The organism is Streptomyces sp. FIT100 (assembly GCF_024584805.1).
Taxonomy (GTDB): Bacteria; Actinomycetota; Actinomycetes; order Streptomycetales; family Streptomycetaceae; genus Streptomyces.
In genome coordinates this window covers 7,756,302-7,773,323 of sequence record NZ_CP075715.1, presented here as the reverse complement: position 1 = coordinate 7,773,323, position 17,022 = coordinate 7,756,302, and the positions used below count along the sequence as shown (strand labels likewise).

10 protein-coding genes are annotated in these 17,022 nt (G+C 71.2%); 6 read left to right on the top strand and 4 right to left on the bottom strand.

Annotation, left to right across the window (positions count from 1 at the left end; all coding sequences use genetic code 11):
- Nucleotides 1–20 precede the first annotated feature (20 nt).
- The 3 genes from sbnB to KK483_RS34430 form a co-directional block, all read right to left on the bottom strand.
- Entirely contained in the window at nt 21–1,064 is a 1,044-nt protein-coding gene (gene sbnB / locus KK483_RS34440) for a 2,3-diaminopropionate biosynthesis protein SbnB (protein ID WP_262009814.1), read from the bottom strand.
- A gap of 50 nt (nt 1,065–1,114) precedes the next feature.
- Nucleotides 1,115–3,631, bottom strand: coding sequence for an amino acid adenylation domain-containing protein (locus KK483_RS34435; protein WP_262009138.1), 2,517 nt, complete (start codon nt 3,629–3,631; stop codon nt 1,115–1,117).
- A gap of 107 nt (nt 3,632–3,738) precedes the next feature.
- Complete coding sequence (locus KK483_RS34430) at nt 3,739–6,441, bottom strand: Pls/PosA family non-ribosomal peptide synthetase (RefSeq protein ID WP_262009137.1); 2,703 nt, start codon at nt 6,439–6,441, stop codon at nt 3,739–3,741.
- A 340-nt stretch (nt 6,442–6,781) separates the two neighbouring features.
- Here KK483_RS34430 and sbnA point away from each other — a divergent pair, with 340 nt between their 5' ends.
- From sbnA to KK483_RS34405, 5 genes are all read left to right on the top strand, one after another.
- The gene (sbnA, locus tag KK483_RS34425) at nt 6,782–7,774 is read left to right on the top strand and encodes a 2,3-diaminopropionate biosynthesis protein SbnA (protein WP_262009136.1); all 993 of its coding nucleotides are present in this window, start codon (nt 6,782–6,784) and stop codon (nt 7,772–7,774) included.
- Nucleotides 7,775–8,010: 236 nt separating this feature from the next.
- Nucleotides 8,011–8,514: a metallophosphoesterase gene (locus KK483_RS34420; RefSeq protein ID WP_262009135.1), complete on the top strand. Its 504-nt coding sequence runs from the start codon at nt 8,011–8,013 to the stop codon at nt 8,512–8,514.
- Nucleotides 8,515–8,658: 144 nt separating this feature from the next.
- Entirely contained in the window at nt 8,659–9,912 is a 1,254-nt protein-coding gene (locus KK483_RS34415; RefSeq protein ID WP_399016283.1) for a GAF domain-containing protein, read from the top strand.
- 142 nt (nt 9,913–10,054) lie between these two features.
- The gene (locus KK483_RS34410; RefSeq protein ID WP_262009134.1) at nt 10,055–11,578 is read left to right on the top strand and encodes an aldehyde dehydrogenase family protein; all 1,524 of its coding nucleotides are present in this window, start codon (nt 10,055–10,057) and stop codon (nt 11,576–11,578) included.
- A 292-nt stretch (nt 11,579–11,870) separates the two neighbouring features.
- Nucleotides 11,871–13,094, top strand: a complete 1,224-nt coding sequence (locus tag KK483_RS34405; RefSeq protein WP_262009133.1) for a PP2C family protein-serine/threonine phosphatase — start codon at nt 11,871–11,873, stop codon at nt 13,092–13,094.
- Between the two features lie 174 nt (nt 13,095–13,268).
- Here the strand turns inward: KK483_RS34405 and KK483_RS34400 are convergent, their stop codons facing one another.
- Nucleotides 13,269–14,012, bottom strand: a complete 744-nt coding sequence (locus tag KK483_RS34400) for a DUF3472 domain-containing protein (RefSeq protein WP_262009132.1) — start codon at nt 14,010–14,012, stop codon at nt 13,269–13,271.
- 267 nt (nt 14,013–14,279) lie between these two features.
- Here KK483_RS34400 and KK483_RS34395 point away from each other — a divergent pair, with 267 nt between their 5' ends.
- Nucleotides 14,280–16,709 carry a polysaccharide lyase 8 family protein gene (locus KK483_RS34395; protein ID WP_262009131.1) on the top strand — a complete coding sequence of 810 codons (2,430 nt, stop codon included), beginning with the start codon at nt 14,280–14,282 and terminating at the stop codon, nt 16,707–16,709.
- Nucleotides 16,710–17,022: the final 313 nt, after the last annotated feature.

The window sequence follows — 17,022 nt, the reverse complement described above, 5'->3', positions numbered from 1 at the left end:
TGGCCCGGTGCGGGGGCGGTTCATCCGTACCGGCGCAGTTCGTGGAAGAAGTTGTCGATGATGTGGAGTTCGCCGGTGCGGGCGATCTCGTCGTACACGTATTTGCCGACGGCGAGGTCGAGGACGCCGAGGCCGAAGGGGGAGAAGACGACCGGCCGGTCGGCGGGCAGGGTGGTGCGGCCGGTGATGACGTCGTCGAGCGTGCCGGTGAGGAAGGTGCGATTGCCGGTGAGCTGTTCGGCGAGGTGGGGGGAGGTGTTCGCCTTCATGCAGTGTTCGACGTCGTCGACGATGTTGGCCGAGGCCATGATGATCTCGGGTGCCAGGTCGCGCAGTGAGATGTGCAGGACCAGGGGGTTGTGGTCGAACCAGGCGGTCTCGGTGACGTGGGGTTCGGCGGCGATGGTGGCGAAGACCACCATGTCGCTGGTGCGGATGAGTTCCTGGGCGTTGTCGTGGACGGCGATCCGGCCGGGTGTGCCGGACTGTTCCAGGTAGGTGCGAAAGCCGGCGGCGCTGTCGATGGACAGGTCGTGGATGCCGATCTCGTCGAAGGACCAGCCGGTGGCGGCGAGGAAGGTGTGGATGTAGCGGGCGATCAGTCCGGTGCCGAAGAAGCCCACCCGTACCGGGCGTGCCGCGTCCGGCCGGTGGCGGGTGAGCCGGTCGGCGGCCAGCGCGGCCGAGGCGGCGGTGCGGGTCGCGCTGATGATGGAGGATTCCAGGCAGGCGAACGGGTAGCCGGTGTCGTGGTCGTTGAGGATCAGCACCGCCGACGCCCGCGGGATCCCGGCGTTGACGTTGCCGGGGAAGCTGGAGATCCACTTCAGTCCGTCCACGTGTACGCTGCCGCCGATCGAGGCGGGCAGGGCGATGATCCGCGAGGTGGGCCGGTCGGTGAACCGCAGGAAGTACGAGGGCGGGTTGACCGAGTCACCGGCGCCGTGCAGCCGGTAGACACTCTCCACCAGCTCCACGACCTGCTTCTCCCGACCGGCCAGCGCCTGCTGCACCTGGGCACCGGGAACCACCGCGAACGGCGGAACGGCGGAGGAGTTCGGCATCATGGTGCGTTCCCTTCGTTTCTGACGTGACGTCATTTCTGCGCGTGGTCTCAGGAATTGATGAGGTGGGCGAGGTCGGAGAGGCGAGGACGCTCGGTGATGTCCTTGGGCGAGATGGTGCGGTCCAGGGCGATGGCGAGCTTCACGGCGGACAGTGACGTGCCGCCGCGGTCGAAGAAGTGGTCACCGCGGTGGACCTGGTCCTCGGGGATGCCGAGGACACCTGCCCAGGCGGCGGCCAGCCGCCGCTCGGCCGGTGTGGCCGGAGACTCGTCCTGACCGTCCTGGCCGTCCCGGACCTGCCGGCCGGCGTCGGTGGTGCGCGGGTCCGTGGCCCGGGTGGCCAGCGCCTTCTTGTCGATCTTTCCGTTGGCGGTCAGCGGGAGCCGCTCCTGCCAGCGGAAGGAGGCGGGCACCATGTAGGCGGGCAGCCCTCCGCCCAGCCGGTCCCGCAGCACGGCCTCGTCCAGAGGGCGGGGGCCGGTGTAGAAGGCGATGAGCTGCTTGCTGTCACCGCCTCCTGTGGTGACCACGACCGCGCCGTCACGGACGCCGTCCATACGCAGCAGGGTGTTCTCGATCTCGCCGATCTCGATCCGGAAACCGCGGATCTTGACCTGGGCGTCCTTGCGGCCCAGGAACTCCAGCTTCCCGTCCGGCCACCAGCGGCCGTGGTCACCGCTGCGGTACAGCCGCTCGCCGGGCCGGTGCGGGTCGGTCAGGAACGCCGCCGCGGTGCGCTGCGGATCGTTCACGTAACCGCGTCCCACACATACCCCGGAGAAGACGATCTCGCCGGGCGCGCCCAGCGGTACCGGGTTGAGCCGCTCGTCGACGACGTAGACGTGCACGTTGGCGACGGGCCGGCCGAGCAGCACCCGTTCCGGGGCCCGGTCCATCACCTCGTGGTTGGTGTCGTCGCAGGTCTCGGTCAGACCATAGGCGTTCACCAGCCGCACACCCGGGGCGGCCGCGAACCACCGCTCGGCCAGCTCCCGCTTCAATGGCTCGCCCGTCACCGACACACACCGCAGGTCGGGCAGGTCACGCGGCTGCCGCTCCAGCGCCGTCACCACGGCGTCCAGGTAGGAAGGCACCACCTGTACGACGCCGACCCGGGCGCGGGCGACCGTGTCGAGGAAGCGGGGGACGTCGAGGATCACGTCCTGCTCCACGAGCACGGTCCGTCCGCCGGTCAGGAGGGCGGAGAGCAGCTGCCACAGCGAGATGTCGAAGCACTGCGGCGCCACCTGGGCCACCGCCGTGCCCTCCTTGATCCCCAGGTCGTCGATCTTCGCGAAGAGATGGTTCAGCAGGCCCGCGTGCTCGCACATCGCGCCCTTCGGCTCACCCGTCGAACCGGACGTGAAGTAGACGTACGCCAGCCCGTCCGCCCCGATCCCGGTACCGAGGTCGCTCTCCGCGTGCTCCTCTCCGTACGCCTCACCGACCAGCAGCCTGTCCACCTGCGGCAGGCCGCCCGACAGCGCCTGGTCAAGCGTGTCGGTGCTGCCCGCCTCGCTCAGCGCCAGCACACACCCCGCCCTGGACAGTGTCCGTGCGATGCGGTCCGCCGGGAAGTGCGGTTCGACGGGCAGATACACCCCGCCCGCCTTGAACACCGCAAGGACCGAGGCCAGCCAGTCCAGGTTCCGCTCCATCACCACCGCGACCACCCGCTCGGGACCCACCCCTCGTGCCACCAGCGCCCGCGCCAGCCGGTTCGCCCGGGCGTTCAGCTCCCCGTACGACCAGACCCGCTCCCCGCACACCGCGGCCACGGCATCCGGGTGCGCCCGCACCCGCTCCTCGAACAGCTCGTGCACGCGCCGGTCCGGCAGTTCGCGCCGCCGCCCCGCCAACCCCTCCACCTGAAGGTGCAGTTCCTGCGCCGACAGCAGACTCCGCTGCCGGTGATCGCCGTCCGGGTCCGCGGTGATCAGCTCCAGCGCCCGCAGGTGATACCCGGCGACCCGGGCGGCACTCTCCCCGTCCAGCACGTCGGTGCGATACCGCAACCGCAGCACCAGCCCACCACCGAAACCCGGCATCGCCACCGGCCCGACCCACAGCGCCGCGCGCTCCCCGTCCACCGCACCGCCGCCACCGCCCGTGGGGTCGAAGACCGTCTCGAACGACGCGTCGGCGGGAGCGTCCCGCAGCCCCGCCTGCGACCGGTGGGCCTCCGTCAGGAGCGTGCGCCAAGTGCCCGGGCCGAGGTCGATCCGGCACGGCAGCGCCCGGCCACCGCCCGGCGTGACGTACCCCGTCACGATCTCCCGCTCCCCCGTCAACGCCGCGAGGACCTTCGCATGTGCCGCCAGCAGCACCGTCTCGAACGGCACCGCGAGTTCGCGTGCCGTCGATCGGAGCGCCGCCACCGTCCGGTCCGGCACGAGCAGCTCGTGATCGGCGGTGCCCGGCACCGGCTCTCGTGTCCACCGCGGCACGGTGGTCACGGCGCCCGCGGGCGGCGGGGCGAGGCGCGTCGCACCGTTGTCGTCGATGGGGGTGTCGATGGGGACGTCGATGCCGTGGTTGATGGTAGCGGTGGTGTGCGTGTCCATGAGGGTTTCTCCGTGATGCTCGGGATGGTTCGACTGCGTGAGGGTTCAACTGCCTTGGGGGTCAACTGCCTGGAGGCCAACTGCCTGAACCGGTTGGATGCTTGGGGTCACTTGCCGGCCTGCAGGGGCACGGGCCGGGCCGGGTTGCCGCCCCAGCGGGCGCCTTCGGGGATCTCCTCGCCCTTCATCAAGAAGGAGTCGCAGGCGAGTTGGGCTCCTTCGCCGATGCTCACGCCGTAGTGGACGAAGGCGCCGACGCCGAGGGTGCAGCGCGCGGCGAGGGTGGTGTGGTCGGACTTGAAGGCGCCGTCCTCCTGGGAGTGGCACTGGATCACGCTGCCCGCGTTGAGGGTGCACTCGTCGCCGATGGCGGTCAGCGTGCGCTCGACGATGGAGCAGCCGTCGTCGAAGACCCGCTTGCCCAGGCGCACTCCGAGGAGTCGCCAGACGAGGTTCTTGTACGGGGTGCCGTCGAAGATCTGCTCGTAGCCGATGGAGGCCAGCTTCCAGAAGCGTTCGTGCCGCCAGAAGGCGTCCTCGTAGATCGAGCAGTTCAGCGGCGCCAGGGAACGGAAGCGCGTGACGGCCCGTTCGAACAGCGCGTAGTGGACGACGGTGCAGGCCAGGACGAGGGCACCGGCCACCGCGATCACCGGTGCGCCGACCACCGCGTGAAGGGCGGTGGCGCCCGCCGCGATGAGGGTGATCAGGAAGAAGTGCAGCCAGCGCACCAGCAGGTACAGGGCCGCGGTGAGCGTGTTGTGCCGGTTCTTGGCGGCCAGCAGCCGTGCCGGGTCCAGGCCGCCGGCGGGCTCGCGCAGCACGTTGTCGCGCGTCACGGTGCGCGGGATCTCGAAACACGGGGAGCCCAGCAGCCCCACGCCCTCGCGTACCGGTCCGTCGAGGGGCACCTGGACCTTGGTCGCCAGCAGGCAGTTGTCGCCGGTCCTGCCGCCGGACGGGTAGGCGATGTTGTTGCCGAGGAAGCTGTGCGCCCCGACGGCGACCCGGGAGAGGCGGAAGGAGGTGCCGGAGTACTCGGCGTTGATCAGGTTGAGCCCGTCGGCGACCATCGTTCCGGTGCCGATCCTGCTCAGGTACGGGCTGTCGTGCTTGACCTCGATGCCGAAGTTCGACCCCGTCTGCTCGATGCGGCACAGGTCGTAACCGAGTCGGCGCAGATAGTGCACGATGGCGGAGCTGTCGCCGAAGAGGGTGGTGAGGAACATCCGGTTGGTCAGGGCGGCCACGCCGCGGTGCACGGCGTAGTGCACGCCGTACAGCGGGTAGACCTTGTCCGGCTCGATCAGGCGGTTGAGCAGCCGGGGCACGATCATCGTCACCGCCAGGCCGGCCAGCACCGCGCCGAAGAACAGGACGAACGAGCCGGCCAGGGCCTCCGCGTAGAACGCGACGCTGGTGAAGGCGCCCGGGCGGTGGCCGGTGAGCACGTTCAGCGGCGGGACGCGGGTGAGGACGATCTCCGCGGTGAAGAAGGCCACCGGCAGGACGATGCCGACCTGGGCCAGCAGTTGCAGCAGCGGATAGGCCCACCGCCGCCGGTCACCGGCCACGGCTGCCGGGTCGGAGTGCGGACCCGCACCCGTTCCCGTTCCCGGGCTCGCATCCGTTCCCGGGCTCGTTCCCGTGGCCGTAGCCGTAGCCGTGGGGGCGAGGGCGGGGAGTGCCGGGGGCGGGACAGGCGCCGGCTGCGCCGGGCTGCCGTGCCAGTACGCTCCCGCGGGCACGCTCTGGCCCTCGAACAGCGCGGAGGCATGTCCCAGCCGGGCGCCGTCGCCCATCGACGTGCCGGTCTCCAGCACGCACTGGTCACCGACGTGGACATCGCGGCCGAGCGTGACGCGGCCTGTGCGGATACGGCCTGACTCGGCCCGGTAGCAGGCGAGGAACACATTCCGGCGGATCACCGTGCCGTCCCCGATCGTCAGCAGATCGGCGCAGACCGGCGCGTGCGTGGAGAACACCGCCACATTGCGGCCGATCCGTGCGCCGAGTGCCCGCAGGTACAGCGTGTACAGCGGTGAGCCGATGAAGAGCCGCACCGGGCTGGTGCGGATCAGCGTGCGCACACACCAGAAGCGCACATAGGCCAGGCTCCACACCGGGAACTGCCGTTCCGTGAACCGGCCGATCAGGATCCACTTCGCGGCCACGGGGAACGCGCACAGGCCCGCGAGGCCCACGGCCGCCACGGCCACCGACCGCGCATAGGCACCGGCGGCACCTGAGGCATCCGCCACCCAGGCGCCGCCTTCGACGGCGGCCAGCGCGGCGAGGCACGAGTACCCGAGGAACAGCAGGAGCTGCAGGATCCCGCAGATCACGTACGACCCCTGCCGCGCACCGGCCCGGCCGGTCTCCGCCACCGGGTCCGTGGCGGACGCCGGTGCGGGGACGGAGCCCGCCGGGGACACAGGTGCGGACGCAGATGCGGACACAGATGCGGACGCGGGTGCAGGGCCGGGTACGGCCGGAACGGACACGGACAGGGACACGTCCGCTGCCGGCCCCGGCCCGGGGCCGGCAGCGGACGTCAGGGCCGGCGTGAGCGCGGTGGCGAGGCTGCGGACGGTGGGGTTGCGGTAGACGTCCTTCATCGACACCGGCGGCAGGTCCGCCCGCTTCCTGATCCGCGCGCAGAACCGCGCCATCACGAGCGAGTCGGCACCCAGGTCGTGGAAGAAGTGGCTGTCCACCGGCACCTGCTCGGCGCTCACCACGTCGGCCAGCACCTCGGCGAAGTCCTGCTCCACACGGTCCTGCGGGACCTGAACGGTATTGCCTGTCACGTGAACTCCCTTGAAACGCTTGGAAAGCGACGCCGTCCGGCCCTGTCCGGCGGACGGATGCCCCACGGCCTCGCCCCACCAGTAGGCCCAGTCCCGTGCGGCCCTGTCCTGCCCCTGGAATTCGGGCCTTGACACGACCCATCGCCGCTGGTAGCTGCCGCAGGCTCGCCGGCCGGAGCAGGCCTCTAGCCGTGCCCGCGGCGCATGTCAAGCCCCGAATTCCGGTGGCATGACGCGCCGCGGTGCAGAGGGCGTACTGGAGATGTCCCGGACCGCCCCGAAGCGGACGGGAAAGCGCACCGGGCGCGAGACCGAGACAGGGACTGACGAGGAGGCGACCGTGCCGGTCATATCCACTCCCCAGGAATTCAACGAGGACGAGCTCTACATCGACCTCAGGGACACCCTCAGGAAGCCGCTGTTCCTCAAGTGCGAGGGCTTCAACTTCGCCGGCTCCGTCAAGCTCAAGGCCGCCAAGGCGATGGTCGAGGCCGCCGAACGTGACGGGCTGCTCACGGAGGGTTCGGTCATCGTCGAGTCGACCTCGGGCAACCTGGGCGTGGCGCTGAGCATGATCGCGGCCAGCCGGGGCTACCGGTTCGTGTGCGTGACGGACTCACGCTGCAACCTGTCGACCCGGCTCCTCATGGAAGCCCTGGGTGCCCAGGTCCACGTGATCGCCGAACCCGCCGCGGAGGGCGGGCTGCTGGCCGCACGTATCGCACACGTACGCACCCTGCTCGCCTCGGACGAGCGTTACGTGTGGCTCAACCAGTACACCAACCCCCATGCGGCCATGGCCCACTACCGCGCCACTGCACCTGCCATCGCGCGCCAGTTCCCCCGCCTGGACGTCCTGTTCGTCGGGGCCGGGACCACCGGGACGCTGATGGGCTGCGCCCGCTGGTTCCGCCAGTGGCACCGCCCGGTGCGTATCGTCGCCGTCGACAGCACCGGCTCGGTGTCCTTCGGAGGCGCCCCGGCCCCGCGGATGATCCCCGGCCTCGGCGCCGGCGTACGGCCTCCGCTGCTGGACACCGACCTGGTCGACGATGTCGTCCACGTGCCGGAGGCCGACACGATCCGCACCTGCCACCGCCTCGCCCGCCACGGCTTCCTCTTCGGCGGCTCCACGGGCACGGTCGTCAGCGGCGCGCTGCGCTGGCTCGACGCGCACCACAGGCCCGGCCTCCCGCCGCTCACCGCCGTGGCCCTCTCCCCCGATCTCGGCGAGCGCTACCTGGAGACGATCTACCAGACCAGCTGGGTCCAGGAGCTGTACGGCAAGGACGTGCTCGACCCGGCGGCCGCGCCCGCCGCCATCGCCGCCTGAACCACGCCCCGGTCCGGCACGGACACCGGCCACCGGCCACCGGCCACCACGCACTCACGCACTCACGCACTGGAACGGTGCGCGGACTCTGCGCCACTGTGACGGACCGAGGTTGTCATCGCCCAGCCACCCCACTCCGGGCGTCGCTGGGCGATCCTGTGTCGTAGGTGGCGGCTGCGTGACCCCGGCGGGCAGCCGCCGACCACGTCCGCCGGGACGGAGCGGGAGGTGGCCCGGTGCGGCTGTTGCTGACGTCCGACACGCATGTGCCCGCGCGGGCCCGGAGGCTGCCCGACGAGCTGCTCGCGGCCATCGCCGGGGCCGACGTCGTCTTCCACGCGGGCGACTGGGTGGACGAGGCCACGCTCGACCTCTTCGAGGCGCGGGCCCGGCGGCTGATCGGGGTGTTCGGGAACAACGACGGACCGGCGCTGCGGGCGCGCCTGCCCGAAGTGGCGTACGCCGAACTGGGCGGGCTGCGCTTCGGTGTCGTGCACGAGACGGGTCCGGCGCAGGGCCGGGAACGGCGATGCGCCGAGCACTTTCCTGACCTGGACGTGCTCGTCTTCGGCCACAGCCACATCCCCTGGGACACGACCGCGCAGGGCGGTCCGCGGCTGCTCAACCCGGGTTCGCCGACCGACAGGCGGCGTCAGCCGTACTGCACGTACGTGACGGCGGCCGTCTCGCGGGGACGACTGACGCAGGTGGAGCTGCACCGTCTGCCGCCCAGGACGTGACCGCCCGGTACGGCGGCTCCGTACGCCTTGTCGGGGCCCGGGTCCCGGACGACGATGGGTGCCGCGGACGTAGGCACGTGCGCGCCGTGCGCACAAGTCACCCACCGGGAGGACGCGTTGACCGAGTCGACCGACGTGACCGGCGTGACCGGGTCCTGGGTGGCTCTGGGTACCGGCGGCGATCCGGTGCGGCGGGGCAGCGAGCTGCGCCGGGCGTACGAGCGGTTCGCGACGGCGGGCCGCGTCGAGCGGACCGTACGGCCCGTCGTGGCCGAGTCGTGGCAGCGCTGTGCACGGGCGCATGTCGCCCCGGAGGGCACGGCGAGTGTGGAGCTCGCCGACGACGAGCTCGGCGCGTACCGGGACGGGCATCCGCTCTCGCGCGTGATGCCGGTCATCCGGGAGCTGATGGGCGTGTACGCCGTCGACGGCGAGCATCTGGTCGCGGTGTGCGACGCGCAGGCGCGGCTGCTGTGGGTCGAGGGGCATCCGGACACCCGGCGGCGCGCGCGGCGGATGAACTTCGTGGAAGGTGCGCGCTGGACCGAGTCCGTGGCAGGGACGAACGCGCCGGGCACAGCGATCGCGCTCGACCGCCCCGTCCAGGTGTTCGCGGCCGAGCACTTCCGGCGGCCGGTCCAGGAGTGGACGTGCGCGGCGGCGCCCGTGCACGACCCGCACAGCGGACGGCTGCTGGGCGCGGTGGACATCACCGGCGGCAACCCGCTGGCGCATCCGCACAGCCTGGCGTTCGTGGGGGCGGTGGCGCGGGCGGCCGAGTCGCAGCTGGCGCTGCTGGCGCCGCGGCCCGCGGAGGGGTCGGTGCGGCTGACGGCGCTCGGGCGGGACGAGGCGCTGCTGGTCGCGGAGGGCCGCAAGCTGCGTCTCAGCCGCCGGCACAGCGAGATCCTCGTGATGCTCGCCCGCCGTCCGGAAGGGCTGAGCGGGGACGAGCTGCTGCTGGAGCTGTACGAGGACGAGCACGTCACCCCGGTCACGCTGCGCGCCGAACTCTCCCGGCTGCGCGCCCTGCTGGGGCCGCGGCTGCTGCTGTCACGCCCGTACCGGCTGGCGGTGCCGGTCGACGCGGACTTCGACGCGGCGGCGCGCCGGCTCGCCTCGGGCGCGGTGGCGGCGGCGGTCAGCGGGTACGCGGGCCCGCTGCTCCCGGGGTCCCGGGCCCCCGGTGTCGTACGGCTTCGGCGGCGGCTGGCGGACCAGCTGCGTGCCGCGGTCATCGCGCGCGGCGATCCGGGGCTGCTGTCGGACTGGGCGTACAGCCCGTGGGGCGAGGACGACCTGGCGGCGTGGCAGGCGCTTGCCGCGGTGCTGCCGCGGGGGCGGCGGGCTGCTGCACAGGCCCGTGTGCGCGAGCTGGACGAGGAGTACTCGGCGTAGCACGGCCTCGACGAGCACTCGGCGTGGCCCGTCCCCGCGGCGCGGGACGTACGCCGCAACCCGGTTGCAACGTCGCCCCTCGTAGCGTCGACGCCGAGCGCCGTCCAACGGCGGGCGGCGGCAACCTCGGGAGGTCTGCCAGATGACCCGATACGCAGCGCCGGGCACGGACGGCGCCATCGTCACGTTCGCACCCCGCTACGACCACTGGATCGGCGGGGAGTCCGTGCCGCCCGCCCAGGGCCGGTACTTCGAGAACCCCAGCCCCGTCAACGGGCAGCCCTTCACCGAGATCGCCCGGGGCACCGCGGAGGACGTCGAGCGCGCCCTGGACGCCGCGCACGCCGCGGCCCCGGCGTGGGGGCGTACCGCGCCCGAGGCACGGGCGAACATCCTGCTGCGGATCGCCGACCGGATGGAGGCGCATCTGGAGGAGCTGGCGGTCGCGGAGAGCTGGGAGAACGGCAAGCCGGTCCGGGAGACGCTGGCCGCCGACATCCCGCTGGCCATCGACCACTTCCGCTACTTCGCGGGGGTGCTGCGGGCCCAGGAGGGATCGCTGAGCGAACTGGACGACTCGACGGTCGCCTACCACTTCCACGAGCCGCTCGGCGTCGTGGCGCAGATCATTCCGTGGAACTTCCCCATCCTGATGGCGGTCTGGAAGCTGGCCCCCGCGCTGGCCGCGGGCAACGCCGTCGTCCTGAAGCCCGCCGAACAGACCCCGGCGTCCGTCCACTTCTGGATGAGCCTCGTCGCCGATCTGCTCCCGCCGGGCGTCGTGAACATCGTCAACGGCTTCGGCGCGGAGGCGGGCAAGCCGCTCGCGTCCAGCCCGCGCGTCGCGAAGGTCGCCTTCACGGGCGAGACCACGACGGGCCGGCTGATCATGCAGTACGCGTCCGAGAACATCAAGCCGGTGACGCTGGAGCTGGGCGGCAAGTCGCCGAACATCTTCTTCGACGACATCTGGTCCGCGGACGACGAGCTGCGCGACAAGGCGCTGGAGGGCTTCACAATGTTCGCCCTCAACCAGGGCGAGGTGTGCACCTGCCCCTCCCGGGCGCTGATCCAGCGCGGGCACTACAGCGAGTTCCTGGACGCCGGGATCGCCCGTACCGAGGCGATCGTGCCCGGTCACCCCCTGGACACGGAGACGATGATCGGCGCGCAGGCGTCCAACGACCAGCTCCAGAAGATCCTGTCCTACCTGGACATCGGCCAGCAGGAGGGCGCGAAGATCCTGACGGGCGGTCAGCGGATCGAGTACGACGGCGAGCTCGCAGGCGGCTACTACGTCCAGCCGACGATCTTCGAGGGCGACAACCGGATGCGGATCTTCCAGGAGGAGATCTTCGGCCCGGTCGTGGCGGTGACCTCGTTCTCGGACTTCGACGACGCGATCAGGACGGCGAACGACACGCTGTACGGCCTGGGCGCGGGCGTCTGGACGCGCGACATCAACCAGGCGTACCGCGCGGGCCGGGCCATCCAGGCGGGCCGGGTCTGGACGAACTGCTACCACGCGTATCCGGCGCACGCGGCGTTCGGCGGCTACAAGCAGTCCGGCATCGGCCGTGAGACCCACAAGATGATGCTCGACCACTACCAGCAGACGAAGAATCTGCTGGTGTCGTACGCGCCGCAGAAACTCGGCTTCTTCTAGACGCGGGAGCGGGGGGCGCCTGACCAGGCAGGTCACCCGCCAGGCGCCCCTCGCAGTGCACGGCTACCCGGCCTTGCCGGCGCAATGTGACACCACTCGGCGCTCGCCGAAGGGGTGACATCTTGATCGTCTCCTTCGGCAAGACCTTCCCCGGACAAGGAGTGACAGCCGCCGAACAACGCCGCCCAACATGCCGCGCATGGCGTAATCAGCAAACTCCACCGGACTCCAGGTCACGTTGTACAGAGACAGTGACCGGCTGGATGGCAGGAATGAGGCGGCGAACCGGGCCATGGACGAGGAGATCGTGGATCGGTCGGAGGGCTTCGGTGAGCGACTGCTCGGCGTACTGCTGGACAGGGCGCGCCTGCTGCCGCCACAGCTGGTCGCGCCGCTGGTCGCGGAGGAGGTGGCGAGGATCGGCGGTCGTGACGTCTCCATCCTGCTCCAGGACTACGCGCAGGAGCTGCTGGTGCCGCTGCCGGGCAGGAACCTGCACGTCAGTCAGCCCGAGCCGGTGTTCGGCTCCCCCGCCGGCCGGGCCTTCTTGCGCGCGCAGGCCGTCGAGGTGCCGCAGGCCCGCGACGTCCGGATCTACCTGCCGCTGCTGGACGGCAGCGACCAGGTGGGCGTGATGGCCGTCACCATGGACGCCCTCGACAACGACGACCGGCGCCTGCTGGGCAGACTCGCCGGCCTCGTCGCCGACATCCTGGCCACCAAGAACGCTTACACCGACCAGTCTTTTCATGCCCGGCGTCGGGAGCCGATGAGCGTGTCCGCGGAGATCCAGTGGAGCCTGCTGCCTCCGCTGACGATGTCCGTGCCGCAGGTCGAGGTGGCCGGCATCCTGGAGCCTGCCTACCGCGTCGCCGGTGACAGCTTCGACTACGCCCTCAACGACAACATTCTTCACATGGCCGTGATCGACGCGATGGGCCACGGATTGGACGCCGCCGCGATGGCGACCATCGCCATCGGTGCCTACCGCCACGCCCGCCGCGTATTCATCAGTCTGCCCGAGAAGTACACGTTCATGGACGACGCCATCTCCCAGCAGTTCGGGCCCGACCACTTCGTCACAGCACAGCTCATGCACATCAACATCACCACCGGCGAGCTCGAACTGGTCAACGCAGGTCACCCCGCGCCGCTGTTGATCCGCGACGGCAGGGTCGTGCGGCAGTTGGAGAGCGCCACGACGTTGCCCGTCGGCTTCGGAGGCGAGCAGCCCCGGGTCAGACAGCACATGCTCCGGCAGGGCGACCGGGTGCTGTGCTATACCGACGGCATCATCGAGGAGCATGTCGCCGGCGGGAAGCCGTTCGGCGAGGAACGCCTCATCGGCTGCGTCAACCGTCAGGGGGATGAGCCGTCAGACGGGGTGCGGGCAGATCTGCGCCGGCTCTCCCACACGCTCAAGAAGGAGCGCGGTGGGCGCACCAGCGACGACGCCACCCTTTTCATGGTCGAGTGGCGCGGAGGCGCCGCCGACCACCTGGCGGTCCTCGACTGAAACACCGGTCGACGGAGGCGCAGGCCGCGGCAGCCGAACCAGGAGCGCACGCCGGGCGTCGCACATCGCCTCCCGAAGCCGGCGACCGTGGCGCCGGCGGCCCCGGACGTGATCGCGCGGCCCACGTCACCGCGTCCAGCAGCGGCCACGCCCGGCGCCTCTTGAGGCTGCGCCTCAGCCCGTCGTGCCCGTCAGGCCGGACGACTGGATCGAGTAGCTCGCCTTGTCCTTGCACGGACCCAGCAGCACGGCGCTGGTGAAGGAGCCGCGGAGGCTGCTGCCGTGGCCCTGCGGATTGGAGAAGTAGGCCGACGCCTTCGGCACCGCGTTGCAGTCGGCGACCGACTGCCAGGCCTCCATGAACATCGTCCCGTTGGGCTTGAGTTTGCCCGCGGACGACGACACCGTCCAGCTGCCGATGTGTGTGGTCGTGGCCGTCACCGTGTCGTAGACGATGCCCTCCCACTTCGAGCCGCCGACGTTCTGGATCTTCAGCCGGTACTGGCGGCCCGTCTGGTAGGGATAGCGCACGGAGCAGCTGACGCCCTCGCCGCCGTCGGCCCCCGCACGGCAGTTGGGGTCGGTGGTGGAGGCGCCGGAGCCGAAGACGGAGAACAGCGCGAGGTCGTTGCCGTCCGGGCGCGGCTGAAGCCCCATGTAGCCGACCTGGCCGTTCTTGAAGTAGAAGGCCTGGGCGAAGAACATGTTGATCGTCGGTTCCTGGTTGACGATCACGTGGTAGCTGATGTCGTTGAGGCCCTCGGCAGGCGCCCCCGGGATCGAGTGGTAGGCGTTGATCAGATGCCCGGGCGTGACCGCGGCCGCCGCGGTCCCGGAGGTGTACAGCATCGCGGACATCGCGCCTGCCACCACCCCCGTCGTCACACCGAGCCGCCGCAGCAGCTTTTGCTTCCTCATCGCGTCCTCCCGCAGTGCGTGTGGTGACGGTCAGGTGCGGGAGCAGAGTGACAGCCGATACGAGGGCGCACAAGATGGTCCGGTCCAACTCCCCCTCGCCCTATGCCAGTAGCAGCGGTTTCTGTCCCATGCACACCGTCAAACGCCTCTGCTGACCATAGAAAAGAGGAGAAACGCCGGACGCCCTCTTGCCCTGGGACAGGAAGCGCTTACACCCTGTCGGGCAGCACATCGCGGACGCCACACCAGCCGAGGAGCAGTTGGTCGATGAATCCCCATGACCCGTGCAGACGCAGCCTTCTCGCGGCCGGGGCGGGTGCCCTGCTGGTCCCCGTCGGTGCGAGCGCCGCCGCGGCGCACCCCACCACGGGCAGGGTGGACAACTATGCCGAAACCGCCGCCGAGCCGGACGCGTTCGCCAGCCTGCGGGCGCGCGCCGCCGCACTCTCCACAGGCGGAGCCATCGACCCGGCCGACCCGGTCTTCGACGCGGCCCTCTCCGCCCTGGACAGCGCGGCGCAGGCGCAGTGGTCCGCGCTGGACCGCACCACCGGGCGCACGGCGTTGTGGCCCGACCTGGCACCCGTCGAGGCCGCCGGCAACATGGGCCAGTCCTACGGGAGGCTGCTCACGCTCGCCACCGCGTGGAGCACGCCCGGGTCCGCATTTCACGGCGACGAGGCGCTCGCCGGGGCGGTCGTCGACGCGCTGGCCTTCCTCAACGACCGCGCCTACCACCCCGGCAGGCCCGAGGCGGGCAACTGGTGGTTCTGGGAGATCGGCGCACCGCGGAACCTCATGGACGTCTGCGTGCTGCTGTACGACCGCATTCCGGCCGAGCGCCTCGCCGCGTACTGCGCGGCCGTGGACAGGTTCTGCCCCGATCCCGACCGCCGCACCAACTCCCCCAGCCTGTCCGAGACGGGAGCCAACCGGGCCGACAAGGCCGCGATCGTCGCCCTGCGCGGCATCGTCGGCCGCAGTGCGGCGAAGCTGGCACTCGCCCGCGACGGTCTCTCCGACACCCGCGACGCGGGACGGAACAGCCTCTTCAAGCATGTGACGTCGGGCGACGGCTTCTACGCCGACGGCTCGTTCGTCCAGCACTCCTACGTCGCCTACACCGGCACCTACGGCAACGTCCTGCTCGGCCGTGTCGCCTACCTCTCCGCCCTTCTCGCCGGCTCCGACTGGGCCGTGACGGACCCGGGGATCTCCGTCATCCACGAGGCCGTCGAACGAAGCTTCGCCGCGGTCACCTTCGACGGGCTGATGATGGACGCCGTACGCGGCCGAGCCGTCTCACGCCAGCGCGAGCAGGACGTGAACACCGGCGCCGGCACGACCACCAACGTGCTCCTCCTGGCCACCGGGGCCCCCGAGGAGTACGCACACCGGTGGCGATCCGTCGCGAAGGGCTGGATCCGGCGCAACACGCAGGTGCCGTACCTGTCGCTCGCGAACATCCCCGCGCTCCAGCGCGCCCGTGCGGTCCTCGACGACCCCGACGTACCCACCGCGCCCGTTCCCGTCGGACACACCGTCTTCGCCGACATGGACCGCGTCGTGCACCGCCGCCCCGGCTGGACCCTCGCCCTCAGCCTGTCGTCGAAGCGCATCGCCGCCTACGAAGCGGGCAACGGCGAGAACCTGCACGGCTGGTACACCGGTGACGGCATGACCTATCTGTACGACGACGACCGCACCCAGTTCTCCGACGGCTTCTGGCCGACCGTCGACCCGTACCGGCTCCCCGGCACCACTGTGGACACCCGCCACCGCGACGACGCGGGTACGGGTGCCGGCACCGGCACCCACCGGCCCCCCAACGCCGTCGCGGGCGGCGCGGTCCTGCGCGACCGGTACGGGGCGGCGGCGATGGAACTGGTCGCGAACGGCAGCACGCTGCGCGCGCGGAAGGCGTGGTTCTGTCTCGACGACGGGGTCGTCGCGCTCGGCGCCGGCATCACCGCGAGCGACGGCCGCACCGTGGAGACCGTCGTCGAGAACCGCAATCTGCACGCGAACGGTACCGGCCGGCTCCTCGTCGACGGCCGCCACCGACGCGGCACCCTCGGCACGCCATCGCAGGTCCCCGGCGCCAGGTGGGCCCATCTGGAAGAGGTCGGCGGGTACGTGTTCCCCGATGGCGCGGACCTGCACACACTGTGCGAGGAGCGAACCGGCGCGTGGCGCGACATCAACACCGGCGCCGACACCGGCGGATCCGTTGACCCGCTCACCCGTCGCTACGAGACGCTCTGGCTCGACCACGGCGTCTCCCCCACCGCCGCGCAGTACGCATACGTGCTGCTCCCCGGCCTCGGCGCCGCGCACACCGCCGCCTGGGCCTTCGCCCGCCCGGTGCGCATCCTCGCCAACAGCCCCGACGTCCAGGCGGTGCAGGTGCGCCGACTCGGCCTGACCGCCGTCCACTTCTGGGCGGCGGCCGAGGCCGGCGGCGTCGCGTCGGACGGCCCCGGCACACTCCTGATCCAGCGGCGCGGGGACGCCATCGCCGTGGCCGTCGCGGACCCCGGGCGTACGGTCACCACACTCAGCCTCGAACTGCCCTGGGCGGTAAGGGGGGTGACGCGCGCGGACGACACGGTCACGCTCACGCCGGGCGTTCGGCCTGTCCTCACGGTCCAGGTCGGCGGCTCCCGGGGCCACACGCACACCGCCGAACTGTTCTGAGCGGCCCACCCGGGACGGGAGCCGCGCTGCGCTGCCGCTATGCGTGGCCGGGTCCAGAGGAGCGTCTTCCCACACCTCCAGCCCGCGCCCGGGCAAGCCCTCGGCACCTGGGCCGGAAACCTCCGAACCGGCGCCGGGTTCCTCGCCCCGCAGCACCTGCCCATAGCTGGTTCGCGCGTCGACAAGCTCCTGCGACGGCGCCTCACCCGTCACGCCCACCGGCTCAAGCGCCGGCTCTCCGTATCCCGACAGGATCCGTGCCGCCGGGCGCCCCAGCAACGCCACAGCCCTGACGCCCCGACCGCAGCTCCTG